Genomic DNA, 23,665 nt, shown 5'->3' with positions numbered 1-23,665 from the left:
AATTATTTTTCAAGTTCAATGATGAATGGGGTTTTCGCAGGAATATTCATACTGTTTTGTAATGAAATCTCCTTTCCTGAAATTACTTCTTTTCCTTTTGTAAATCCGTTAAGTGATTCAGCAAATCGTTTCAAGTCTAACGTCTGATCTTTTTCATTATTGTTGATGATTACCATTACACTTTCTTTTTCATTGTATCGGAAATAGACAAAAACACCGTCCTGAGGAACGAAATTTTTAGTTTTCCCATTATGAATCACGTCTTTTCCTTTTCTCCAGTTTAATAATTTCTGAGAAAACAGGAAAAATTCTTTCTGTTCCTGAGTCTGAGCAGATGGATTGAAGGCATTTTGAGAATCAGACTTCCAGCCTCCCGGAAAATCTCTTCGGATATCTGCATCACCGCCTTTCGTCTTATCTCCTCTCATGCCTATTTCTGATCCGTAATAGATCTGTGGAATTCCCCTTACTGTAGAGATCAGGGTAAGTCCTATTTTGTAAGCTTCAGAGTTTGCATTAAATATTTCATTCCATCTTTCTGTGTCGTGATTTTCAAAGAAAACCAGGAGATTATTGATATCCGGATAAAGGAAATCGCTGGTAAAGGAATCGTAAATCCGGATCATGCCTTTATCCCAGCCTTCTTTTTCTTTAAGAGCTTTAGGCATATTTTCAAACAACATAAAATCCATTACGGAGGGTAAATTTGAATTGTATCCTTCTATGGCTCCTATTTTCGAATTTTTCTGCCACGCTGCAATTTGTGCCGCTGTATAAAGCCAGGTTTCTCCTGCGATATTGAATTTCGGATATTCATCTGTAATGGCTTTAGCCCATTTTGCCATGGCATCTTTATCATTGTAAGGATAGGTATCCACCCGGAACCCTCCCAATTCTGCATATTCTATCCACCAGATTGCATTTTGGGTCAGATATTTCAGAACCAGTGGATTTTTTTGGTTAATATCCGGCATGGTGGTGTCAAACCATCCGTCCAAAGCATATTTTTTATCAATATCAGAAGCATTGGTATCAAATTGCGTAGTTGTTTTGTAATTGGAGCGTTTAAATCCTTTCTCTCCCTCATCAAACCAATGGATCCAGTCTTTTGAAGGAAGATCTTTGATCATCCAGTGTGAGCCGCCCCAATGATTGGTGACATAATCCATCACCAGCATCATATTTCGTTTATTCAGTTCTCTGGATAAAGTTTTATAGTCTTCATTGGTTCCGTATCGGCCGTCAATTTTATACAGATCTGTCTGAGCATATCCATGATAAGAATACACTTTTTCATTATCTTCATTCACCGGAGTCAGCCAGACTGCCGTAGCTCCCAGATTCTGAATATAGTCAAGATGATTAATTATACCGCTGAGATCTCCGCCATGTCTTCCATTGGGCAGACTGCGATTTGCTTTTTCTGTAAGTTCCGGTGTTGAATCATTCTTTTCATTGCCATTGGCAAAGCGATCCGGCATGATCAGATACATGACATCTTTTGAGGTAAAAGATTCACGGTTGGCAGATCCGGGATTCCTTTGCTTCAATTCATAGGCATAGGAACTCAGGTTTTTGTTACCTTTTTTAATAGTAATAGTAAACTTCGAAACATTTATTTCGTTGGTGTTTACGGTAATAAAAACGTAATTCGGATTATCAACTTTCCGGATCTCTTTGATGTGTATTCCGTCCGAAAGTGCAATCTCGTTATGGGCAATGTCTTTTCCGTACACAAGAATCTGAAGTTCGGGGTTTTTCATTCCTTTCCACCAGAAAGCCGGTTCTATTCTTTCCAACACTTTTTGGGAAAAGGCGGCAGAAGCAATTGAAAGGGCTAATGCTGCAAATATTGTCTTCATATTAATGTTCAATTTAGCATTTAATTTTCATATAGGCATTTAAAACATGTTAGAAATGCCTCTTTTTTCATCTTGGTACCTGTAAATTTTCAAAATTTGACACTCATTTTTTTACCATCATAAAAAAAACTTAAATTTTTCATAAAAAATTCATTCAAAAAGTTAATTTATCACCCTTTTTATCTTTAGTTTTACAGAAAAAAGATGTTTGATTTCAGTAGTATGTTCAAAGCTGAGGGGCCAGATGTTGTTTACGCCTGGACTATTCCTGTGTTTGCTGTAATTATTTTTGCAGAAATGGCCTATAGCCACTTCAATAAAGAGAAGATTTATGAGACTAAAGATGTAGCAACCAATGTTCTTTTTGCTTTGCTCAATTACGGACTGGACATCATCATGAAAGGTTTCTCTTTGTTTGTCATGATGTTTTTTTACCATCACCGCATCTTCGACTGGCAAGAGGGAATCTTGTATTGGATTGCTGTATTCCTTGCTCAGGATTTTGCTTATTATGTTCATCATTATGTAGATCATCATTCACGTGTCTTCTGGGCGGTACATATCACCCATCACAATTCTGATTATTTCAACATCAGTACAGGATTCAGAAGTCCTGTATTTCAGCCATTGTACAGGTATTTGTTTTTCTCTCCATTAGCATTTATGGGCTTTCATCCATGGCATATCCTTGTAGCCTATTCTGCAATACAGATTTATGGAACTTTTGTACACACTCAATCTATTAAAAGTATGGGATTTTTAGAGTATATTTTGGTTACTCCTTCTCATCACAGGGTACACCATGCATGCAACATCAAATATCTGGACCGTAATATGGGTATGGGACTGATTATCTGGGATAAAATTTTTGGAACTTTTGAAAAAGAAGATCCTGAGGTTCCTGTGAAATATGGCATCTATCCTAAGATGGAGTCTAAAGATCCGGCAACTACTCTATTCTATGAATGGCGAAGAATAGGAAAAGATATCAGACAGCCGGGACTTTCCTTCAAAGACCGCATAAAATATCTTTTTAATTCCCCGGGATGGAGACATGATGGTACCGGAAAAACGGTAAAGCAGTTTCAAAAGGAATATCTGGAGAAAATAAAAAATAAAACTTCTGCGGTAAAAAAAGAGCCAGTTCCAGAAGCAGAATATGAATATACAGAGGCAATGGATAAGTAAAAAATAACCCCGGATCCTGAAAATTCAATGATCCGGGGCACCTTAGTGTCTCTTTAAAATTATTTTACTGGCTTGATAGAAACTGCGAAACCGCCACTTCTTGCCATTTTAAAATTAATTTTTGACTTGGCTGTAATCTCTTTTTTATAGATATTATAGCTTTGAGGATTATCAATATAATCAGCATCTTTTCCATCTTCATAGATTGTTGCTTCATATTTCTTTCCTTTCTCCAGGAATGAGAAGTCTACGGTATATTCACGTTTATTTTCATCGGTAATCCCTCCTACAAACCAGTTTTCAGTACCTTTTGCTTTTCTTGCCGTAATCACATAATCTCCCGGTTCTGCAGATAAGATTTTAGTATCATCCCAATCTGCTGCTACATCCTTGATAAACTGGAATGCATCCATATGTTTTTTGTAGTTCTCAGGAAGGTCTGCAGCCATCTGTAGCGGCATATACATTGTTACATACAGAGCCAACTGCTTCACGAGAGTCGTTTTAACAAAACGATTATCTCCAGGGAAATAATAGTCTAACTTCGTTTGGAAAATCCCCGGTGTGTAATCCATAGAACCTCCCATCCATCTTGTGAACGGAAGAACCGTTTGGTGGTCTGGTTTATTTCCTCCGAATGCTTCATATTCTGTTCCACGGGCTGCTTCTGCAGAAATATAGTTTGGATAGGTACGGCTTTCTCCTGTAGGACGTACAGACTCATGAGAATTGACCATGATTTTATAGTCATTTGCTTTTTCTGCAATTCTATAATAATGATTAATCGTCCACTGAGAATAATGGTGTTCTCCTCTAGGAATGATATCTCCCACATATCCTGTTTTCACAGCATCATATCCATATTTGTTCATCGTTTGGAAAGCTTTGTCTGCCCATCTTTCATAGTTCGTCGCAGAACCTGAAGTTTCATGGTGCATAATCAGCTTAATTCCTTTTGAATGCGCATATTCATTCAACATTTTGATATCAAAATCCGGGTAAGGAGTAATGAAATCGAAAACAAATTCTTTAGAGTGTCCGAACCAGTCTTCCCAACCAATGTTCCAACCTTCAATCAATAATCCCTGAAAACCGTTTTCTGCAGCAAAGTCTATATATTCTTTAACTTTTGTATTGTTAGCAGCATGTTTTCCATTCGGAGTCAGTTTAGCAAAATCGGTTTTTCCTAAATGAACATTTTCAGCGGTAGAATAAGCCCATTGTGATTTTCCGATGATCATTTCCCACCAGACTCCCATGTATTTTGTAGGGTGAATGTAAGAGGTATCGGTATATTTTGTAGGCTCATTAAGGTTAAAGATCATTTTAGAATCCATTACCTGCTCTGCTTTCGGAGCTACAATAATGGTTCTCCATGGCGTTACCGAAGGAGTCTGAATATACCCTTTGGCTCCTTGTCTATCGGCTGTTAAATGCGTTTTGAACTTATAGTTCTGCGCATCTACTTCCAGATGGGAAGCCGGATAATCTAATACGGCAGCTTCAGCAACATTGATGTACAAAGGCTCTTTTCCTTCTTTTTTAAGCATTAAAGGAGACTGAACTGCATTTTTCACCAATGACTGGGAAGCGTTCGCATCGTATGCTTTATCCCATTTTGATGGAATTTCAGAAACCTTTGTTTCCTGATACTGGTATTCCTGAGAGTCATAATCTGCAACCATCCACCATGCCTTCATATCGGTAGGGAAATCGATTTCAGAGTCTTCTTCTCTGATCACGAAATAATTGAGATTCTTCTGCTGAGGAAATTCATATCGGAATCCTAATCCATCATTAAACAATCTGAATTTCACCACAATACTTCTGTCTGTAGAAGCCTGATTCAGGGTAACTGCCAGTTCATTATAATGATTGATATAGTTTTTCTTTTCTCCTAAAACCGGCTGCCAGGTTTCATTTTTGGAGTCTCTTTTTTCATCTGTCTTTGCAAAACCGTTATTCAGATCGAATTTTACATCTTCTGGTTTGGCTATTTCAGAAGCGAATTTTATGGCTGTGTCTTTAAATAATCGCAATCCCAATTTAGAATCTTCAACTACTACTGCACCGTTGTACTTCAGGTTATAGTAAGGTACTCCTTCTTTCAGCTGAAAGCTCATTTCGAACTTTCCGTCCGGAGATTTTAAAGATTGGGCTTTCACACCTGTAAACATCATTGAGAGCAAAAGCGCTCCAACTGTAATTTTCTTCATAATGACTATTTAATTAACTTAAAAAATAGATAAAGTGCTGCTGTAAACAGCACTTTGTTTTATTATCAGATTGAACCTATTATATAGGTTTTATTGTATATACTCCTAATTTAACATTTACTGTGATTTTATAATTTCCACCTGTACCGTCAAATTGTATATTTCCATTGCTACCTTTTGGTCCCAGATATCCTGTATTTCCATCATCTGTTATATTTCCCCAGTCTAAATCTCCAAAGCTCTGTTGACCAAGAAATTTAAATTGAGAACCCGCAGGGAGAGCAATTGTATACTCAAATTTTCCATTTCCTAAACTGGTCATTGGAATAGATGTAGCTGCATTCCATCCGTTAATAGTACCTACCAGATATACATTTGCAGGATTCCAATTATTGACAGGTGATGGTGTAACAGTAATTGATTTTTGCGTAGCATCTGCGTCAATAACTATTTTATACATTCCTGTTGTGCCACTGAACTGAATATTTTCGGCTGGTGCAGCCACTAAATTGGTTGACCAGGTTTTGAAATACTTATAGTTTGCATTCATTCCTGCAGTATCTAAACTATAATTTATAGGATTCCAATCCTGCTGTCCTAAAAATCTAAATGATTTACCATTCTCCAGATAAGTATATATTGTAGAATAGTTATCCTTTTTATACAGAAGCTGTGAAGTTGCAGCATCCCATCCTACAGCTGAAGCATCTCCTACAAGGTAAAAAGATGGAAGTTCTGTCAAATAAGGCGTTACAGTAATCGCAACCGAATTAGAATACAATGTTACATTTCCCACTTTTGATCTCAATCTGACTTCAATTTGGCTAGCTGTACCTGGTAAAATTCCAGCATCTAACATTATTTTGTTAAAATCACGAATTGTATATGTTATCGTCTGATCTTTAGCAGCTACATCAATGCTTTTTGCATTTTGAAAATTCGTACCTATTTTAGCAATTTCAAATGCATTATTAAAAGCAACCTGAATATTAAATTTAGGGTTTATCCAATCAAATTTTATGGCTTTATCATTTTCATGATCTTTATCCAGTATCAATACTTTCGCATCAGCTGCTAGAGAAGGGTTAGTACCTTCTCCTAAAACCGCCTGATCCTCATCTTTTTCACAAGATATAACAAAAACCCCTATCACCAGAGCTATAAATATTTTAAAGAAATTTTTCATGTTTGTTATTTTATATTAATATCCAGGATTCTGAGAAAGGTTACTGTTTAAATTAAGATACTTGTTAGGTATAGGGAAAAGTAATTTATTGCTAGTAAGATCTGATCCATTCATACTTCCACCTTTCCACTGCCATGTATATCCGGAAGCAAATTTTCCGAAACGGATAAGATCCTGACGTCTGTAACCTTCCCAATAAAGCTCTCGTCCTCTTTCATTCAATATAAAATCCGGAGTTAAAGCAGACTGCATTACAACAGGGGCTCCAGCTCTGGTTCTTAGTACATTGATGTAATTTAAAGCAGAAGCTATACTTCCTTTCCCATTTACTACAGCAAGTTCGGCATACATTAAATAAGCATCTGCCATTCTAAATAAAGGAAAGTCTGCATCTACAAAATTTGCGTCACTTCCATTGGATCCAGTTGAAGTCTTATTAGAAAATTTAATAAGCTTTGCACCCTGATCAAATTTCAAATAATCTGAAATAGAAGCAGGATCATTATTCCCAGCAACTTTCATCACCCTTGGATCCGTATTCCCTACAGATTCCATAAACTCCTGTCTTACTCTATAACCTTGCCATCCAAAATCAATTCCTAAAGTTACACCGACTTCATTGGTGCAGTTTGCATGAACAAGAAATGTAGTACCTCCGTAAGTTCTTGTTCTGACCCCGTCAAAAGCTATCGGAAAAATAATTTCTTCCTGAGCTCCATTACTATTATTATCTGCTTTAAACAAATTGTTAAAAGGAATTTGTGCAACTTTATAACTTGAACCAATTACTTTTTCAACTTCTGCAAGAGCTTCAGTACTTTTATCAGCTCCTGTATAAACTTTAGCATTAAGATATAGCTTTGCTTTTAGCATCCATATCGCTGCTTTATCAGCTCTTCCATATTCATTCATTCTTGGCGCAGGAAGTTCTCCTTCAATGGCATTTAGCTCACCAATTACATAATTGAACATAAATTCTCTGGACTGCATTACCGGCTTTGTTCCTAGAGGATCATTTTCTGTGATAAATGGCATTTTTCCATAAATATCGATAGCATGATAAAAAGATAAAGCTCTTAAAAATCTAGCTTCCGCTCTGAAAGTTTTGATTTGTGTTTTTAAATCTTCTGCAACTCCTCTTGAGGCAAGTTTCTCATCGGTTGTTTCTCTTAAATACTCATTAACCAATCCTATCTGAAAGAAAACCCTGGCAAAAAAAGCTTCATTAAAAATATTATCAGCATTCCATGTATTAAAATTCAAATCTCTGATCGTTGGATTATCACTTTCTCCCCAAGCAATAAGAGCTTCATCAGTAGTTAATTCCTGTAATTGCCAATACCCTCTAAGATACTGCGAAAAACCCTCATTTGGACCTCCATCATCTTCAGCACCAAGGTCCGAGTCTCCATTTCCGGCTTTTTGACCCGTTACTGCAAGTCCAGCATATATTTTCGCTAAAAATTGCTTATAAGAAGCAGGATTAGCATAAAATTGCTCTGATGTATATAATTCATCATCATTAACTTTAACATCAAGATCATTTAAACATGATGATGTACTGAAAAGAAAAATACCTGCAATAGCTAAATTTCTTAATTTGAATATTTTTATCTTATTAAATTTCATTGTTAAAACGGATTAAAAGTTAGCACTAACACCTAAAGTAAACATCCTTGCTCTTGGATAAATCGAATTATCGATTCCATTATTAAATATTTCAGGATCTAGGTTTTTGTATTTGGTAATGACCAAAACATTCTGCGCTGCAACATACATTCTCAGCGAAGCATTCTCTCCAATGAATTTATTGAATGTATATCCTACCGTAACGTTATCAAGCTTCAGGAAACTTCCATTTTTAAGATAGTAATCTGACATTTTATTGGCTGATATAAAATGTGTTGAATTAAAGTCTACAGGTGCATTATTAATTGTATTATCTACTGTATTATTAATATTTCCCAAGTGTGCTCTATCTGCAGAGATCTGATCATACACATAGTTTCCAATACTTGCTCTCCAAGCCATTGAGAAATCCCAGTTCTTTCCTATTGTAGCATTGGTCATTAGCCCCATTGTAACATCTGCCTGAGGTTTTTTATAATTGTATTTATCTGCAGAAGTAATTATCCCATCACCATTTCTGTCTACATAAGCTCCTTCTATAGGCATACCGCTTTTATCATATACTTGTTGATACACCCAAAATGCATATGGAGAATACCCCTCTCTAAAGGTCTGTACAAATCCACCTAAACCAACTCCTCCTCTGTCAATTCCATTAACTTCAAGTTGCTGAATGTTAATTTTATTATATGAAAGGTTATAATTGAAGTTCAATGTAAAATTCTCTTTTTGTATTGCCTTTATATCCAATCCAAGGTCAATTCCTTTGGACTGAAGTTTACCAATATTTTTTGGACCAATAATTCTCAGGTTTTCAAGAGGCCCCTCAGGTACAATTGACAATAGGTCTTTTGTATCTGCAAGATAAAAATCCAAAGTACCTTTAATTCTGTTATTTAGCAATCCAAAATCTAATCCAATGTTATATTTTAAACTTTCTTCCCACTTTAAGTTTTGATTATATCCATTTGCTTTTGCAATTTCATAAAACTGGTTTCCAAACTGATAATAAAGCGTTGACGAAACATTATAAGTTTTGAAGTAATCATATCTGTAAATTCCAATATCTTGCTGACCTGTCTTCCCAACACTTGCTCTTAATTTCAAATCTGAAATGTTATTATTTCCTTTTAAGAAATCCTCTTCTGAGATTTTCCAAGCAGCAGCAACTCCTCCAAAATCACCCCATCTGTTATCTTTACTGAATCTGGATGATCCGTCCTTTCTATAATTAATAGTAAGTAAATATTTATTTGCAAAGCCTAAATTCAATCTTCCAAAGAACGCCTGTAGATTCACATCAGGTTTAGAATCTGGATTATAGAAATTACTTGTTGGGTCCAGAGTATAAAGCAAAGTATTGCCTGATGCTGAACTTACTTTATGATAATTTTGATATTCATATCCTGCCATTGCCTCTAAATTAAACTTACCAAAGGTTTTGGTATAATTAAACTGGACATTCGCATTTTTGTTTAAGATACTTTCATCAGAATAAGAATCCTCTCCATAGAAACCAAAAACATTTTTCACAGAATAATATCCGTTTCTGGAGTTTTTATTAGTAACCACATGTCCATCTAGTTCTTTGCTATCTAGACCTGCATTTACAATTAGTCTTAATTCAGGAAGGAAATGGAATTTATAATCCATACTGATGTTTCCAAAAAATCTTTTGAAATTCTGAACATCATGCTTATTTCTAAGCATACTCACAGGGTTTGAAACGCCGTATGCTTTCAACACCTGCTGTCCATTTTCATTATCATATCTAGTCCATTCCGTATAACCATCAAAGGGAGAACTTGAATCATACACAGATTTTGTAGGATCATATGAAAGAGCATTTTTTATAGCATCTTCATTAGCTTTATTCTGAAACGTATAAGAATATGTACCCGTAATATTAAATTTTAAATGATCATCAAAAAAACTTGGACTTAATGAAATATTCGCCGTTGTTCTTCTGTATCTGGACGTTATCAATAGTCCTGAATTATCCATATTATCTACAGAAAAACGAGCAGGCACTTTACCAAATAAACTACCAGATACTGAAGCATTGATATCAGAAGTCACAGAAGTTCTAAATATTTCATTCTGCCAATCTGTATTCGCCGTCCCCAATTTATTAGCCTTTTCAGGAGCAAATTGATTAATAATCCCTCGGAATTCATCCCCTGAGTACACTTTAACTTTTTTTGCTAGGGTATTAACTGTAGTAAATGTGTTTAAAGATACTCGCAGTTTTTTACTCCCTTTTTTCGTAGTAATTAAAATTACCCCGTTAGATCCTCTTGAACCATAAATTGCAGTAGAAGCTGCATCTTTCAAAATAGAAAATGATTCAATGTCATTAGGGTTAATTGTTGACAAAGAAACTCCATCTAAAGGTAAACCATCTACTACTAATAATGGATCATTACTTGCATTTAAAGAAGAGCCACCTCGAATTCTTATTGTTGCCTCATTTCCTGGTGTCCCAGACTGAGTAATTACCAATCCCGAGGATCTACCGTTGATTAGCCCTTCAGCAGTAGTTACAGCGCCTTTGTTAAAATCTGCGGTGGTCAAAGCTGTTATAGAACCGGTAAGGTCTGTTTTCTTCTGTTTTCCATACCCGATTAATACAACCTCCTCAATCTTCTTCTCCTGAGGAACGGAGTCTTTTGTCTGCGCGTGCATTATTGTGCTGGCCAATAAAAAAGCAGGCGCAATTTTCAATACTGTTGTAAAATTATTCACAATCATATTTTTTTATAGTTTCGTTTTTTCAGTCTTAATTCGGCTTGTAGCCAGACTCGCAATTTAAAAAAAAATTAGAATTATCGTAATTTTAATATAATTTTAGTTAAAATTATGTATATTACGACACCGATTTTAGTTAGTTTTTTAGATTTCAATAATTTGCACCGTCTTATGCATTGCATAACATTTATATTAAATTAATATTTAGTTAAACAACCGTTTAACTTAAATTCATATTTAAGCTTGGAAAATTGGCTTTCTCCATCATAATAACACCACCAATAGCGGTATTCAACAGATATTCCTTATCTTTGCAGTTAAAACTTTACTATAAATGTCAAACAGAAAGATGATTACGGCAGCTTTGCCTTATGCAAACGGGCCGGTTCATATAGGACATTTGGCAGGTGTTTATATTCCTGCGGATGTTTACGCAAGATTTCAGAGAAGATTAGGAAAAGATGTAGCGTTTATCTGTGGTTCAGATGAGCACGGAATTCCTATCACCATAAGAGCCAAAAAAGAAGGAGTTACTCCTCAGGATATCGTTGACAAATATCACGGGATTATTAAAAAATCTTTTGCTGATCTGGGAATTTCATTTGATGAATATTCAAGAACGACTTCTAAAAACCATTATGAAACCAGCCAGGATTTCTTCAAGGTTTTATACGAAAAAGGAAAATTCACGGAAGAAGTTTCTGAGCAGTATTTTGATGAGCAGGCAGGAGAATTCCTTGCTGACCGTTATATTGTAGGAACGTGTCCTAATTGTGGTAACGAAAATGCTTACGGTGACCAGTGCGAGAAATGTGGTTCTACCCTTTCTCCTTCTGAGCTGATCAATCCGAAATCAATGCTTAGCGGAAATGTTCCTATCCTTAAAGAAACAAAAAACTGGTATCTGCCATTAAACGAATACGAAGATTTCTTAAATGAGTGGATCATTGAAGGCCATAAAGACGACTGGAAGCCTAACGTATACGGACAGGTTAAATCATGGTTAAACGACGGCCTTAAGCCTCGTGCTATGACCAGAGATCTAAACTGGGGAGTTCCTGTTCCTCTTCCGAATGCAGAAGGAAAAGTATTGTATGTATGGTTTGATGCTCCGATTGGTTATATCTCTTTCACCAAAGAATGGGCTGAGAAGAATGGAAAAGACTGGAAAGATTACTGGCAGAGCGAAAGCAGTGATCTGGTACACTTTATCGGAAAGGATAATATTGTATTCCACTGTATTATTTTCCCGGCCATGATGAAAGCTCACGGAGATTATATTATGCCTAAAAACGTTCCTGCTTTTGAATTCCTGAACCTTGAGAACGATAAGATCTCGACTTCAAGAAACTGGGCGGTATGGGCTCATGAGTATGTAGAAGACTTCCCTGGACAGCAGGATGTTTTAAGATATGCTCTTCTTTCATCTGCTCCGGAAACTAAAGACAACAACTTTACATGGAAGGATTTCCAGACTAAGAATAATTCTGAATTGGTAGGTATCTTCGGAAACTTCATCAACAGAGTCGCGGTTCTTATTCATAAATATTATGATGGAGTTATTCCACAAGGAGATATCAACAGTCCGGAATTACAGGAAATAAGTAAATCAGCAAAAGAAATTTCTGGGTTTCTTGAAAATTATGAGTTCAGAAATTCATTAACTGCATTGATGAACCTTGCTCGTTTTGGAAATCAATATCTTCAAACTGAAGAACCTTGGAAAACCATTAAGGACAACCCTGAAAAAGCAGCTCAGTCTTTATTTGTGGGAGCACAAATAGCTGTAGCTTTAGCTCAGTTATGTGAACCTTTCATGCCTTTCAGCTCTGAAAAGCTATTGAACATGTTCAACGTTGAAAAGAAAGACTGGAATACAATTGAAAGTCAATCAGTTTTAATTGAAACAGGGCATAAAATAAACGAATCATCTCTTCTTTTCTCAAAAATTGAAGATGATGTCATTGAAGCTCAAATCCAAAAGCTGGAGAACACAAAACAAAACAATAAAAAAACAAACCCTAACGCAAACCCTATGAAAGAAGAGATCACATTTGATGACTTTACTAAAATAGACCTTAGAACAGCAACGATTACAGAAGCTGAAAAAGTAGAAAAAGCAGATAAATTATTAAAACTTACTGTAGATACAGGAGTAGATGTAAGAACTGTTGTTTCCGGGATTGCAGAAAGCTTTACTCCTGAAGAAGTTATCGGGAAGCAGGTAATGATCCTGCTGAACCTTGCTCCAAGAAAAATCAGAGGAATTGAGTCTCAGGGAATGTTATTATTAACAACTAAACCAGACGGAAAATTATCTTTCGTAACACCGGACGACAGCAATGTTGAAAACGGGATTGAGATCGGATAATTAACATCATTATAAAGATAACAGGCTGTTTCAATAGAAACAGCCTTTCTTTTATATACAGCTTATGGTCAATAAAAACGTTTTAAGAAAGCTTTCCAATCACGAATTAGAGGGATATTTAAAAGAAGGCAACCGCTTTGTTCCGGAAGCCGTTCAGATCGCTTTTGAAATTCTGGAAGAAAGAGGACGTGTTTTCAGTGAAGTGGAAAAAATATCCGTTCAGCAATTGATTCAGAATAAAAAAGAAGAAGAGGAAGCAAAACGTACAGAAGAGGTAGAAGTATGGAAAGACCATATTACAGAAGATCCCAATGCCGTCAAACTCCATTCAAGAATTGCTATTCTTATAGTCAGTGTTTTTTTCGGCACCATTCCAGGATCAATTTTACTTTTTCTGAATTTCATACAATTAAAAAAGTATCCTGCAGCAATCCTCGCACTGATGTATGGATTTCTTTTTTTTATGGTGCAAAAATATGTTCTGCTATCCGATTTTGATCCTAATTCAATATCACGGTTGAGCCCTGAAATAGGTGTTATAGCCATAGGAGCACTTGGATTACTGGTTATTTGGGTTGTAGCTACTCCAAAAAAGTTGCCTTATCGCCAGAAGTCCTATATTCTTCCCGTGATTTTATGTATTGCAAGCGCTGTTCTGATGTATTTTTATTTTCAAGAATGGTTTTCTTACTATCCGCTTGCAAGAGCCATCCATCTATTCAGACAATGGTAAGGAGCTTATTCCCGCTATCCACTCTTACTCCTCGCCTGACTCCCAACCCGAGCATAAGCCGAAGAATCCCAACCGCATACTGCGGGGTAACCGTTTCTATCGGGGCTAGGAAGGGGTACAAAAAACAAAAATTGCCATCCTGTTCACAGAATGACAATGTATTATTTGTTGAGATTGCTTCGCTTTCAGCTCGCAATGACTTGTCGTTACTATTTCTTAGTCAGTTTTGCTAGGTAAGAATCTTCGTCCTTCAATACTTTTTCTATTGCGAAACCGTTATTTTTGGCCGCATTTTTCAACGTATTGAAATCAAGATACAGCCAGGTAATCGGTTCTTCAGATTCACCTTTATAATGAACTACGTAATCCAGTTCTCCATAATATCCTCCTGCAGGAATATACACTCCGCCATCTTTATCACGGTCAAACATATAAAGGATATCTGTACTGTCTATCAGCACCTGTCCCCCTTTATTTACTAAAGAATATAATTTCTGAAGATAGGTATCTATTTTCGCCAGGCTTTCAAAAACACCGGTACCATTCATTAATAATAAAATCGTATCAAAAGTCTCTCCTGAAAAATCAAGCATATTTTCACAAACTGCATTTTTAATGCCTCTCAGCTGGCAGACTTCAATAGATTTTGGTGAAATATCCAAAGCTGTTACCTCAAGATTTCTTTCATTCTGAAGGTATAAAGAATGAGACCCCGCTCCAGCGCCGATATCCAGGACTTTCCCTCCGGATAATTCCAGTGCTTTCTGTTCAATATCATTCATATCTTCAAAATCTCTGAATAAATATTCTACTGGAAGTTCATCCAGTTCAGAGATTGACGTTTCAGTCTGCAGATCCTCCGGATTTTCATTGTGGTAATAATCCCAGATCGCTCTGCCCATTAAATCTTTCATAAGGCAAAGATACGGGTTCGGGGTTCAATGTTCAAAATTTTTGGATACGGGTTGCGAGATTTGAGGTCCGGGTTGTGTAATACAGGTTATTTTTGTTACTGGTTACCTACAACCATAAGCTTTGAACTTTAAACCTTCTACTCCCTAATTCCTTCTACCTATTATCTGCAACCTGCCACCTATCCCCTTCCTACTCCATTGAATCCTTCTCCTTATGTCTGTCTGCCTGCGATTCGTTCTCTGCAACACCCGCTTTCCAGTAAGAATAAGCGTATAATTCCTGGGAGGTCCAGTTTTTCTCTTTTCTCAGATAGGTACGGATTTCTTTTACACTTGAAAATTCACAGGCAACGTAACCAAATTTACTCACCTCAGGAATCTCAATACTTTTTACAATATTTGGAATTTCACTGTTGATCTGAGGTTGTGCATTGTGTAGCCATTTAAAATCAATTTGAGCCTTGGTTTCAAGCAGTTGTTCGTCTTCCTTTCCATGAACTTCGATGATACATATGCCTTTTGCTGTTTCAGGAAGTGTTTCCAGAATAGCACTGATCACCGGAATAGCTGTAGCATCACCTACCAACAGATACCAATCTGCTGCAGGATATAGTTCTTTTCCTTCCAAACGCATCATCACTCCCAGCTTGGAACCTGCCTCAGCCTCTCTTACCCATCTGGATGCAGGACCTCCGTCTCCATGATCTACAAAATCGATGATTAATTCATTTTTCGCCAAATCAATTCCTCTGTGGGTGTAGGTTCTGATGGCTGGAGCTATCTCTTTAGGCGGATAAACCCATTGATGGTTTTCATCCAGCGTGGGAAAATGGATCTCGTTGAGACCTGCTGGCGGAACAGCAATCTTATTATTATCTCCCACCATGGTATTTTTGAATACTTGAACTTCCGGTGAGTATAAATACACTCTGATAAAATGGTCAGTAATGTATTCTTTTCTGGTTACTTCGGCAACAATCTGCCCTGTTGAAATTTTAGCCATAACTGATTTTTTTTAAATTAAAATCCGGTTTCCGATCAATTTCAGAAACCGGATTTGAAATACAATATATTTTCAGATCAAGGCACTTTTACCTTAATCGTATTTTTAAAATTCAAAAGTGTAAGAAAGATTGAATGTTCTTCCTCTTCCTTTATAATTAAACAATTCCGGAAGCCCGTAAGTAGAATATAAAACCTGGGAACGTTTGCTCCATATCGTCTGATAATCTGTATTAAACAAATTCTGGATTCCTAAATTGAATTTTCCAAAATGAAATCTGTATCCCATCATCAGATCTGAAGTATTGTAGCCTTCAACAACATTATTAAGTTCGTCTTTCTGTTTGAAATTCTGTAACGACTGGAATCTGAATGACCAGTTTTTAATATTATACCCGATGTAAGTCACCAATTTTGATGGAGAAGCATTGTAAATCTCCTGTTTCTGCCATTCTCCTTTATTATCAACTTCAGATTTGATCAAAAGTCCGCTTGCTCCGAAATAAACTCCATTGCTTAAGGAATAGGAAACCTCAGCTTCTATTCCCATATTTCTTAATTTCAAATCATTCACAAGAATCTGGAAAGTCTTTTTATCTACAGCAACTGTTTTATCAGAAGTACTCAGGAATCCGGCAATCTGAGCTCTCAAACCACCTCTGTTTACACGGTATCCTAGTTCAAACTGATTGGTTTTGATCGCCTGCAGAGGCTGTTCTTTTACATTGATACTGGATACAACATCCCAGTTGGTCCCCACAAGTTTATATTGCCCGATTCCGTAAAACTTGGCAGGATCGGCTAAACTTGCTCCCTGAGAAAAAGTTCCCCAAACCTGATGCTGCTCATTAAACTTGTATAATAACCCGACATTAGCCAATGTAACGTCATAAGAACTTTCACCGCCCGGAATTGCAGATGCCGAACTTCCATAGCCCATTGCAACCTGTGTTTGTTGTTCTGAACCAACGAAATCATCCATTTTTACATTGATATGCTGATAACGGATCCCTGCATTCAATTGTAATTTGGGCAGAATATTATATTTTGCCTGCACATACCCTGCATAACTCTGTGAGTGGTTGGTAGGATATCTTCCCAGACTGTATTTTGTTTCATTGACTAAACCTCCGCTGGACATTGTCTTCGCAATATCATAAACGGATTGTGTTCCCTCGAATTTTTCAAAATCAAGATCTGCTCCATACGTAACATTCAGCCCTCTCCATGATTTTGACAATAAAGCTTTAATTCCTGAATAATAAGTATCCTGTTGTGAAGAAGACATATAAGGTATTCTCCCTGATTGTAACGTAACATTTCCAGGGAACGGATAGAATCCTAACTTTTCACCACGGGTTGCCAGCTGTATATAAAGGTCCTGGCCGCCCAAAATTCCATTTGCATTATAAGCTACCGTAGCCATATAACGTTCTGTTCCTACATTTTTGTCAGATGAGAAACCATCTTTCATTTGTAGCAATGAAGCATTTTTTGTCGTGAACGCACTTAAGTTTTCACCTAAAAATAAACTTCTGTCTCCATTAAATCTAGAATTATAATACTGAAGAGAGGCTGTGATCTTATGTTTATTGTTAAACTGATATCCTCCTGTAGCCAAAATGTCAATCGACTGGTTATACTGAAGGTCGGTTTGTGTAATATCTGTAAAAAGCTGTTTCTGATCTGCTCCATACACACCTCCGTTCTGCTGATAAGCAACTCCTAGCCTTCCGAAGAATTTATCACCTTTGGCAGCAATGGATTGAGCAGCACGGAAATCATGGTCGTCTTTACCCATAAAACCTGTACGCACTCCAAGTTCTGTTTCTCCACTGATTCCTTTTTTGGAAGGTATTTTTGTAATAATATTAATAATTCCTCCGGTAGCATTTCCCCCATAGATTGAGCTTGCTCCGGAAAGAACTTCAATTCTTTCAATATTAAAAGGATCAATAGCATCCAACTGACGGCTGATAGAACGGATGCTGTTCAGAGAAACTCCATCGATCATCACCAACGCAGAGCGTCCTCTCATATTCTGTCCGTAGTTGGTTCTTCCCTGTGGACCAATATCCATAGAAGGAATCAGAATCGATAGCATTTCTTTGATGGGAACTCCGCTTTTAGCCTGTTCCTGGATCTTTTCTTTCTGTACGACCCAAACGGTTCCCGGAACTTCAGAAATTTTCGTGGGTTTTCTGGAGGCTACAATCACCACATCTTCAATACCCTTAGAGGCAATAGAATCTTTAGCTGTCTGGGAAATCATCACTCCCGAAACCAAAAGACCTATGAATGCATACTGCTTTTTCATTCTTTCTACTTCAAAGTTTTATAATCTCACAAAGATAATTCTTATTTAGAAAGAATAAAAATAACGCACTATGAGATTTTCCCTTATTTTACGATGGTAAACATCTTTTTACAGAAAAGTTTTCTAAATCTGGATATAAATAAAAACCATTAAGAAGGATTAAGGAATAAAGTATAGTTAGATAAATCATTCTGATTTTTAAGCTTAAAGCGAAGCACATCTTAATACTCTAAACACCTTAATACAATCTTAATGTTTCAAAAAAGTTTGAAATTTGACATCTTCTTAAAAACGTAAAATCCCGACCCAATGAAGGACCAGGATTTTACTAGTGAAAAACAAGGTTTCTTTTATACTGCAGGTCCTGCAGCATCTTTTATTTCTTCTAATAATTTTTTTCTTTCACGAAGTCTTCTTCTTGCGATGACTGATTTCCCGCCAAGTACTCTGATAAATCTTAAATACTGGAAACGTTCTCTTCCAAAATGATGTGTAAGAACATAAACTAGGACGCCAAAACCAACCAAAATAATGTATCCAAACAGTTTTTTACCCGCTATAATAATGGCATTCAGCTGAATTGCTTTCATATTGGAAGCTACATTCTGAGGAGTAATCGTCATCCCATCCATATAAACAGCAAGATCTCCTATGGCAATCACCTGAAAATGGTATTGAAACCATGAAAAAATTGCTGAAAAAAGACCTACTGCAAGAAAAGTTCTCCAGACCAGGACAAGGCCAATCGCTGCCAGCATATCATCCATTTCAAGTTTATCCAAAGTATAAAACCACACCGAGATAAATAATGCACACATTCCGTAACCTTTCAGAAACATCGGCAAATACCAGTTGTCATAATTGAATTCCAGTACCATGGAAAAGTACATGATAATCGAATATCCCATCATCGCAGCAAATCCTGAGAAGATGAACATTCTTAAGGGTTTCTCTTTTTTAAACCAAAATACGGCAATCACCCCCGCCAGAATGATCCCGGGAATCATCAGCATACTCAGTCTGGCATTCGTAACCGAATCATATCCCAGCACTCCTACCGCAAACGTATTCTGAATAGATGCCGTTCCTAAAAACATTCCCAGCCAGGTTAGCATAAACAGACCGTGCTGAACATTGTTTTTTGCGAATATTTTAAATGAAAGGTAAGGTCTCTTCAATGTCAACTGACGAATGGTAAGCAGTGCAAAACTTGTAAAAGCGGCAATACTGGCATTAATGATATTCTTTGAATTGAGCCAATCCTGCTGTTTCCCGAAAGAAAATACATAAGCTGAAAACATGAAAGTAGAGATAAAAAGCAAAATACTCAGCCAGTCGATATAATGTAATGGTACTTTTAGCGCAAAGTATTTGTTATGCATAAAAATCCAATGGATAAGTGCCAGTATCATACATAAAACAGATGTCAGAATATAAAACTGCTGCCAGTTGTAAGAAACAGCTACTTCAGCAGCATAATAAGTTGCTACCTGGTTCATCATCAAAACAAATGTATAGAACAGGCCGTAAAACATTCCCCGGTTTCCGATCATCATCATCAGCGGAAGAAACAGTTCTATTGTGATCATCATTTTCATAAACCCGATAAGCAGAGAAGTAAATACAAACACCATTGGTTGTAGAGTCGTTGCATTCACAAAGTTCAGAAATGCGAGAATCATCAGTAAAGCCACCATCTTATCTCTTACTTTGAACCTCATTTTCATTCTGAGAACAATGGGCATACAAGCCCCCATTCCTATGGTGGTAGCATAATTAGCCCACATGAAGTATTCCGTCATGGCGCCGGTACCTCCTGCAAGATAGCTGATATTCCCAGTATACACTCCACCGATAGGCATTACCACTGCAAGCAGTAATACAATCAGCAGCAGCTGTACGGGTTTCGGTACCCATTCGCTATATAATCCTTTGTTGTACATTATTTTTTAGGTAATAGATTTCAGATATCAGATTCCAGACTTTCAACATCAACTTTAACTTTAACTTTAACTTTCCACAGCATAATGTCTGGAATCTGATATCTTACATCTTTAGTCTTTATTAATATTCACATTCATGTTCATTCCTGCACTTAGTTTATCCAGATCTTCTTTTGTGTTGGAAGCTGTAAATTCTATTCTTACAGGAATTCTCTGCTGTACTTTAATGAAGTTTCCGGTAGAATTATCTGTCGGCACACTTGAATATCTTGATCCGGTAGCGGCTGAAACAGCAGTTACAACTCCTTCAAATGTTTTACCTCCCAAAGCATCGGCTGTCATGGATATTTTCTCACCTATTTTAATATTGGGCATCTGGTTTTCCAAAAAGTTGGCTGTCACCCATTTCTGACCATTCAGAACGATAGTTGCCACTTGCTGGCCCGGCTGAATCAACTGGCCTTCAGAAATAGTTCTTCTTCCCATTACTCCGTCATAAGGTGCAGTAATCACTGTATATGATAGATTGATCTTAGCCATATCCAATGCTGATTTCGTTCTTTTGATTTCAGCATCATTGATTCCTAATTTGCTTTTCACTTCGGTAGTGGAAAGGTTCGCAGACTGTTTTTGGTTTACTAAAGCATCATAAGCTGCCTTTTGAGCATCATATTCTGTCTTTACCTGATCGTACTGCTGTCTTGTAACTGCTTCAGCAGATAAAAGATTTCTATATCTGTTTAAGTTCTGTTCTGCATTCCATAGTCTGGCTTTTGCTCCGGCAATATTAGACTGCATCACACTGATATTGTTGGAAACGGTATTCACGGAAGAGCTTGTTGCTGTTCTTTGTGCCATCGCATTCTGATAGGCAGCTTCAGCCTGTCCCAACTGAGTAATAATTTCACGGTCATCCAGAACAACCAGCGTATCTCCTTTTTTTACATGCTGATGTTCAATGAATTTAATTTCTTTGATATAAGCAGAAACTCTTGTATTAATAGGATTGATAAATTCTTCTACCTGCGCGGCTTCTGTATACGTTTTACTTCCGATATGGAAATAATTGCGTACCAGCCAGAATAATCCAAAGCCAATGACCAAGAAGACAATGATATTGGAAATAATAGCTCTGATTTTATTGGTTTTATTTTTCTTTTTTTTATTCTCTGCGCTTGGTACAGCAGGAGCTGGTGTTGTATTTTGAGTGGTTTGTTCCTTGTTTTCCATTGTTGATTTTCAGTTTTAAAAATTAAAGTGTTCCTGTAGATTTCAAAAGGTTATAATACTGATACAAAACATTGATTTCAGCATTGGCATAATCTAATTCTGATTGCAGTTTCTGGTTCTGGGCATCTATCATTTCAGCCTGTACAGCCAGCTGGTTCAGATATTTGGCTTCCGTAATTTTGTAGTTTTCTTCTGCCAGTCTTTTGGAGTCATTCAGAATATCGGCCTGCTGGATGGCTTCCTGATATTTTGTATAGGCTGCATTCACTCCCATATCTACATTCTGCTGTACCAGAGTCATTGCATCATTCGCCTGGTTCTTTTGAAGTTCACCTAATTTTACTTTTTCTTTCGTTTTATACAGCGTATCGATATTATAACTCAAAGAAACTCCGGTCTGCCAGCCTCCGGAATACATATCCAAAACAGGATTTCTTGTCGTAATCGGTCTTTGTAGGGTATAGCCTCCAAATCCGGCTACAGTAGGCGCATTATCGGTTTTTATGATCTCAATGTTTTTATCTGCAACAGCAATATTTTTTTGAGCAGATTTAAGCAATGGGTTTTTCTCATGAGCAAGGTCTGTATAGTAATCCATACCTATCCCCGATTCCTTATTCTCTAAGTTTTCTGTAGGAACAATTTCTGTATCCGAGGATAAACCTAAAGCAATATTCAAATTATAATTAAGGATTTTCTTATTGTTGGTAAGCGTCAGAATTCCCTGATCCAGGTTTTTGATGGCCAATTCTCCACGAATCACTTCGTTTCTGGTCACCATTCCCTGCTGATAAAACTTCTGGATATTTTTAAGACGTTCCTGCGCCAGTTTTTTGTTATTCTGAAATACCTCTTGCTGGTTTACCGTTTTATAGACGTCCAGATAATTGGAAATTACCAAAAACTTTACATCCTGCTTATTTTTCTCTAAATCCAGTTCAGAAAGCTGCTCACGAAGTCCTGCCATTTCAACAGACTTATTCACCAATCCTCCTTTGAAGATCAGTTGTGTAGCCTGAACAGCATATGAACTTCCGTAATGTGGCATCGGAACTTTTGTAGAATTTGAAAAATCTTTGTCGATGGCTACTGCATCCCCTAAATAGAACTGGCTTGTAGAAGCAGTAATAGTGGGCAGTTTCTGAAGTTTAACAACATTCGTGTTCTGCTTTGCAATGTCAATATTCTGTGCAGACACTTTGAGCTGCTGATGGTTCTGAACAGCGAGTTCCGCCACCTCACCTGCGGTCATCTGCTTGATCTGTTGTGAAAAAAACAGCGCGGGAAAAGCAGCTATCAAAACTGATAGCGCTGTTTTTATTTTCTTTGTCATTTTACCTTGTTTTACAGATGCAAAGTTAGGACAACAACAAAATCAATCAAATGTTTGATTTTTGGAAAAAGATGTTCAAATGTAAGATTTTAGCTTTCGAACAGATGCCTATACTGTGTAGGGCTTACTTCCATATGTTTCTTAAAAAAATGAGAAAATGCGTATTGATCACTAAAACCAAGAATAGAAGAAATCTCTGAAACTGGTTTATTAGAAGAGTTTAGGAGTACTTTTGCTTCATTGATGACAATTAAGGCAATGATCTGACTCGCAGATTTACCTGTAATCGTCTTCACCACAGAAGACAGATGTCTGGTTGTAATCGACTGCCTTTCGGCATAGAACTCAACAGTTCTTTCAGTAAGGTGATGCTCTGCAAGATCGGTAAGAAATACAAAAACAATCTCCTGCTGTCTGGACATCTGATTCATAGAACTGTTATCCTCCTTAGAAATGATTCCTGCCATCTGATAGCAGAAAACAGAGAAAAGATGTTCTACCATTTCTTTCTTGTACAGCATTTCTGTTTCAGAGTCCAAAATATACTTCAGGAAATTGACACTTTTCCAGACCACTTCCATTTCATCTTCAGGAAAAGGAACGCCTTTATTCATCTGCTGTCTGAAATAACGATAGGTAATCAAACGGTTAAATTTTAATGATAAAGCCGAAATAAATTCTCTTTTATAGGAAACCATGCGGGACTGAAAATCATCGGTCACAGAAACCACTTCATAGATGGTTTGCGGATCCGTTACCATAAACATATTGGCGGAAACTTCCAGATCACTGAAGTGCTGGCGAAGTTTTATGGTTCCTGATTTAATAAAGATAAAAGCAGGATTATCAGGACGGAAAGGCTTATCGACAGCTATTCGCTCGAAAATATTACGTTCTGTAAAAATATCAACTCCGAACTTTTCTAAGGCAGACATAAGACAAATGTAAGCAATCTTGCCAGTGATTACAAAATTTTATTATTTTAGCATCAAT

The 23,665-nt window shown here is 36.8% G+C and carries 15 protein-coding genes; 3 read left to right on the top strand and 12 right to left on the bottom strand.

Annotated elements, in window-relative coordinates:
* Window positions 1-2: 2 nt before the first annotated feature.
* Window positions 3-1,862: a glycoside hydrolase family 13 protein gene (locus AC57AW_RS10510; RefSeq protein ID WP_496351821.1), complete on the bottom strand. Its 1,860-nt coding sequence runs from the start codon at window positions 1,860-1,862 to the stop codon at window positions 3-5.
* A 204-nt stretch (window positions 1,863-2,066) separates the two neighbouring features.
* Between AC57AW_RS10510 and AC57AW_RS10505 the strand changes: the two genes are divergently transcribed.
* A complete protein-coding gene (locus AC57AW_RS10505) occupies window positions 2,067-3,050 on the top strand; it encodes a sterol desaturase family protein (protein ID WP_318848022.1) in 984 nt (327 codons plus the stop codon).
* 59 nt (window positions 3,051-3,109) lie between these two features.
* On the opposite strand, the gene AC57AW_RS10500 is transcribed toward AC57AW_RS10505, so the two are convergent.
* From AC57AW_RS10500 to AC57AW_RS10485, 4 genes are all read right to left on the bottom strand, one after another.
* Entirely contained in the window at window positions 3,110-5,266 is a 2,157-nt protein-coding gene (locus AC57AW_RS10500) for a glycoside hydrolase family 97 protein (protein ID WP_496351820.1), read from the bottom strand.
* Window positions 5,267-5,345: 79 nt separating this feature from the next.
* The gene (locus tag AC57AW_RS10495) at window positions 5,346-6,452 is read right to left on the bottom strand and encodes a SusE domain-containing protein (protein WP_496351819.1); all 1,107 of its coding nucleotides are present in this window, start codon (window positions 6,450-6,452) and stop codon (window positions 5,346-5,348) included.
* Between the two features lie 15 nt (window positions 6,453-6,467).
* Entirely contained in the window at window positions 6,468-8,081 is a 1,614-nt protein-coding gene (locus AC57AW_RS10490) for a RagB/SusD family nutrient uptake outer membrane protein (protein ID WP_496351818.1), read from the bottom strand.
* 12 nt (window positions 8,082-8,093) lie between these two features.
* Complete coding sequence (locus AC57AW_RS10485) at window positions 8,094-10,826, bottom strand: SusC/RagA family TonB-linked outer membrane protein (protein WP_318848026.1); 2,733 nt, start codon at window positions 10,824-10,826, stop codon at window positions 8,094-8,096.
* Window positions 10,827-11,163: 337 nt separating this feature from the next.
* Here AC57AW_RS10485 and metG point away from each other — a divergent pair, with 337 nt between their 5' ends.
* A complete protein-coding gene (metG, locus tag AC57AW_RS10480) occupies window positions 11,164-13,200 on the top strand; it encodes a methionine--tRNA ligase (protein WP_496351817.1) in 2,037 nt (678 codons plus the stop codon).
* 64 nt (window positions 13,201-13,264) lie between these two features.
* The gene (locus AC57AW_RS10475) at window positions 13,265-13,933 is read left to right on the top strand and encodes a hypothetical protein (RefSeq protein ID WP_496351816.1); all 669 of its coding nucleotides are present in this window, start codon (window positions 13,265-13,267) and stop codon (window positions 13,931-13,933) included.
* A gap of 209 nt (window positions 13,934-14,142) precedes the next feature.
* Here AC57AW_RS10475 and AC57AW_RS10470 read toward each other — a convergent pair whose 3' ends face one another.
* From AC57AW_RS10470 to AC57AW_RS10440, 7 genes are all read right to left on the bottom strand, one after another.
* Window positions 14,143-14,847, bottom strand: a complete 705-nt coding sequence (locus AC57AW_RS10470) for a class I SAM-dependent methyltransferase (protein WP_496351815.1) — start codon at window positions 14,845-14,847, stop codon at window positions 14,143-14,145.
* 190 nt (window positions 14,848-15,037) lie between these two features.
* On the bottom strand, window positions 15,038-15,850 hold the full coding sequence (locus AC57AW_RS10465; RefSeq protein ID WP_496351814.1) for a siderophore-interacting protein: 813 nt from the start codon (window positions 15,848-15,850) through the stop codon (window positions 15,038-15,040).
* Between the two features lie 105 nt (window positions 15,851-15,955).
* Entirely contained in the window at window positions 15,956-18,166 is a 2,211-nt protein-coding gene (locus tag AC57AW_RS10460; RefSeq protein WP_496351813.1) for a TonB-dependent receptor, read from the bottom strand.
* A 350-nt stretch (window positions 18,167-18,516) separates the two neighbouring features.
* Entirely contained in the window at window positions 18,517-20,109 is a 1,593-nt protein-coding gene (locus AC57AW_RS10455; protein WP_496351812.1) for an MFS transporter, read from the bottom strand.
* Window positions 20,110-20,220: 111 nt separating this feature from the next.
* Window positions 20,221-21,339 (bottom strand): HlyD family secretion protein, encoded by a 1,119-nt coding sequence (locus tag AC57AW_RS10450; protein WP_496351811.1) that lies wholly within the window; start codon window positions 21,337-21,339, stop codon window positions 20,221-20,223.
* A gap of 22 nt (window positions 21,340-21,361) precedes the next feature.
* Window positions 21,362-22,672: a TolC family protein gene (locus tag AC57AW_RS10445; RefSeq protein WP_496351810.1), complete on the bottom strand. Its 1,311-nt coding sequence runs from the start codon at window positions 22,670-22,672 to the stop codon at window positions 21,362-21,364.
* 89 nt (window positions 22,673-22,761) lie between these two features.
* Window positions 22,762-23,607: a helix-turn-helix domain-containing protein gene (locus AC57AW_RS10440; RefSeq protein ID WP_496351809.1), complete on the bottom strand. Its 846-nt coding sequence runs from the start codon at window positions 23,605-23,607 to the stop codon at window positions 22,762-22,764.
* Window positions 23,608-23,665: the final 58 nt, after the last annotated feature.

This window comes from Chryseobacterium sp. BGA-UO-ETr-SB22, from assembly GCF_059567885.1.
This window is presented reverse-complemented; position numbering and strand designations above follow the sequence as displayed.

Coding starts and splice junctions, on each gene's coding strand:
- AC57AW_RS10510 (WP_496351821.1), bottom strand. CDS start 1,862: ATGAAGACAATATTTGCAGCATTAGCCCTTTCAATTGCTTCTGCCGCC.
- AC57AW_RS10505 (WP_318848022.1), top strand. CDS start 2,067: ATGTTTGATTTCAGTAGTATGTTCAAAGCTGAGGGGCCAGATGTTGTT.
- AC57AW_RS10500 (WP_496351820.1), bottom strand. CDS start 5,266: ATGAAGAAAATTACAGTTGGAGCGCTTTTGCTCTCAATGATGTTTACA.
- AC57AW_RS10495 (WP_496351819.1), bottom strand. CDS start 6,452: ATGAAAAATTTCTTTAAAATATTTATAGCTCTGGTGATAGGGGTTTTT.
- AC57AW_RS10490 (WP_496351818.1), bottom strand. CDS start 8,081: ATGAAATTTAATAAGATAAAAATATTCAAATTAAGAAATTTAGCTATT.
- metG (WP_496351817.1), top strand. CDS start 11,164: ATGTCAAACAGAAAGATGATTACGGCAGCTTTGCCTTATGCAAACGGG.
- AC57AW_RS10475 (WP_496351816.1), top strand. CDS start 13,265: ATGGTCAATAAAAACGTTTTAAGAAAGCTTTCCAATCACGAATTAGAG.
- AC57AW_RS10470 (WP_496351815.1), bottom strand. CDS start 14,847: ATGAAAGATTTAATGGGCAGAGCGATCTGGGATTATTACCACAATGAA.
- AC57AW_RS10465 (WP_496351814.1), bottom strand. CDS start 15,850: ATGGCTAAAATTTCAACAGGGCAGATTGTTGCCGAAGTAACCAGAAAA.
- AC57AW_RS10460 (WP_496351813.1), bottom strand. CDS start 18,166: ATGAAAAAGCAGTATGCATTCATAGGTCTTTTGGTTTCGGGAGTGATG.
- AC57AW_RS10455 (WP_496351812.1), bottom strand. CDS start 20,109: ATGTACAACAAAGGATTATATAGCGAATGGGTACCGAAACCCGTACAG.
- AC57AW_RS10450 (WP_496351811.1), bottom strand. CDS start 21,339: ATGGAAAACAAGGAACAAACCACTCAAAATACAACACCAGCTCCTGCT.
- AC57AW_RS10445 (WP_496351810.1), bottom strand. CDS start 22,672: ATGACAAAGAAAATAAAAACAGCGCTATCAGTTTTGATAGCTGCTTTT.
- AC57AW_RS10440 (WP_496351809.1), bottom strand. CDS start 23,607: ATGTCTGCCTTAGAAAAGTTCGGAGTTGATATTTTTACAGAACGTAAT.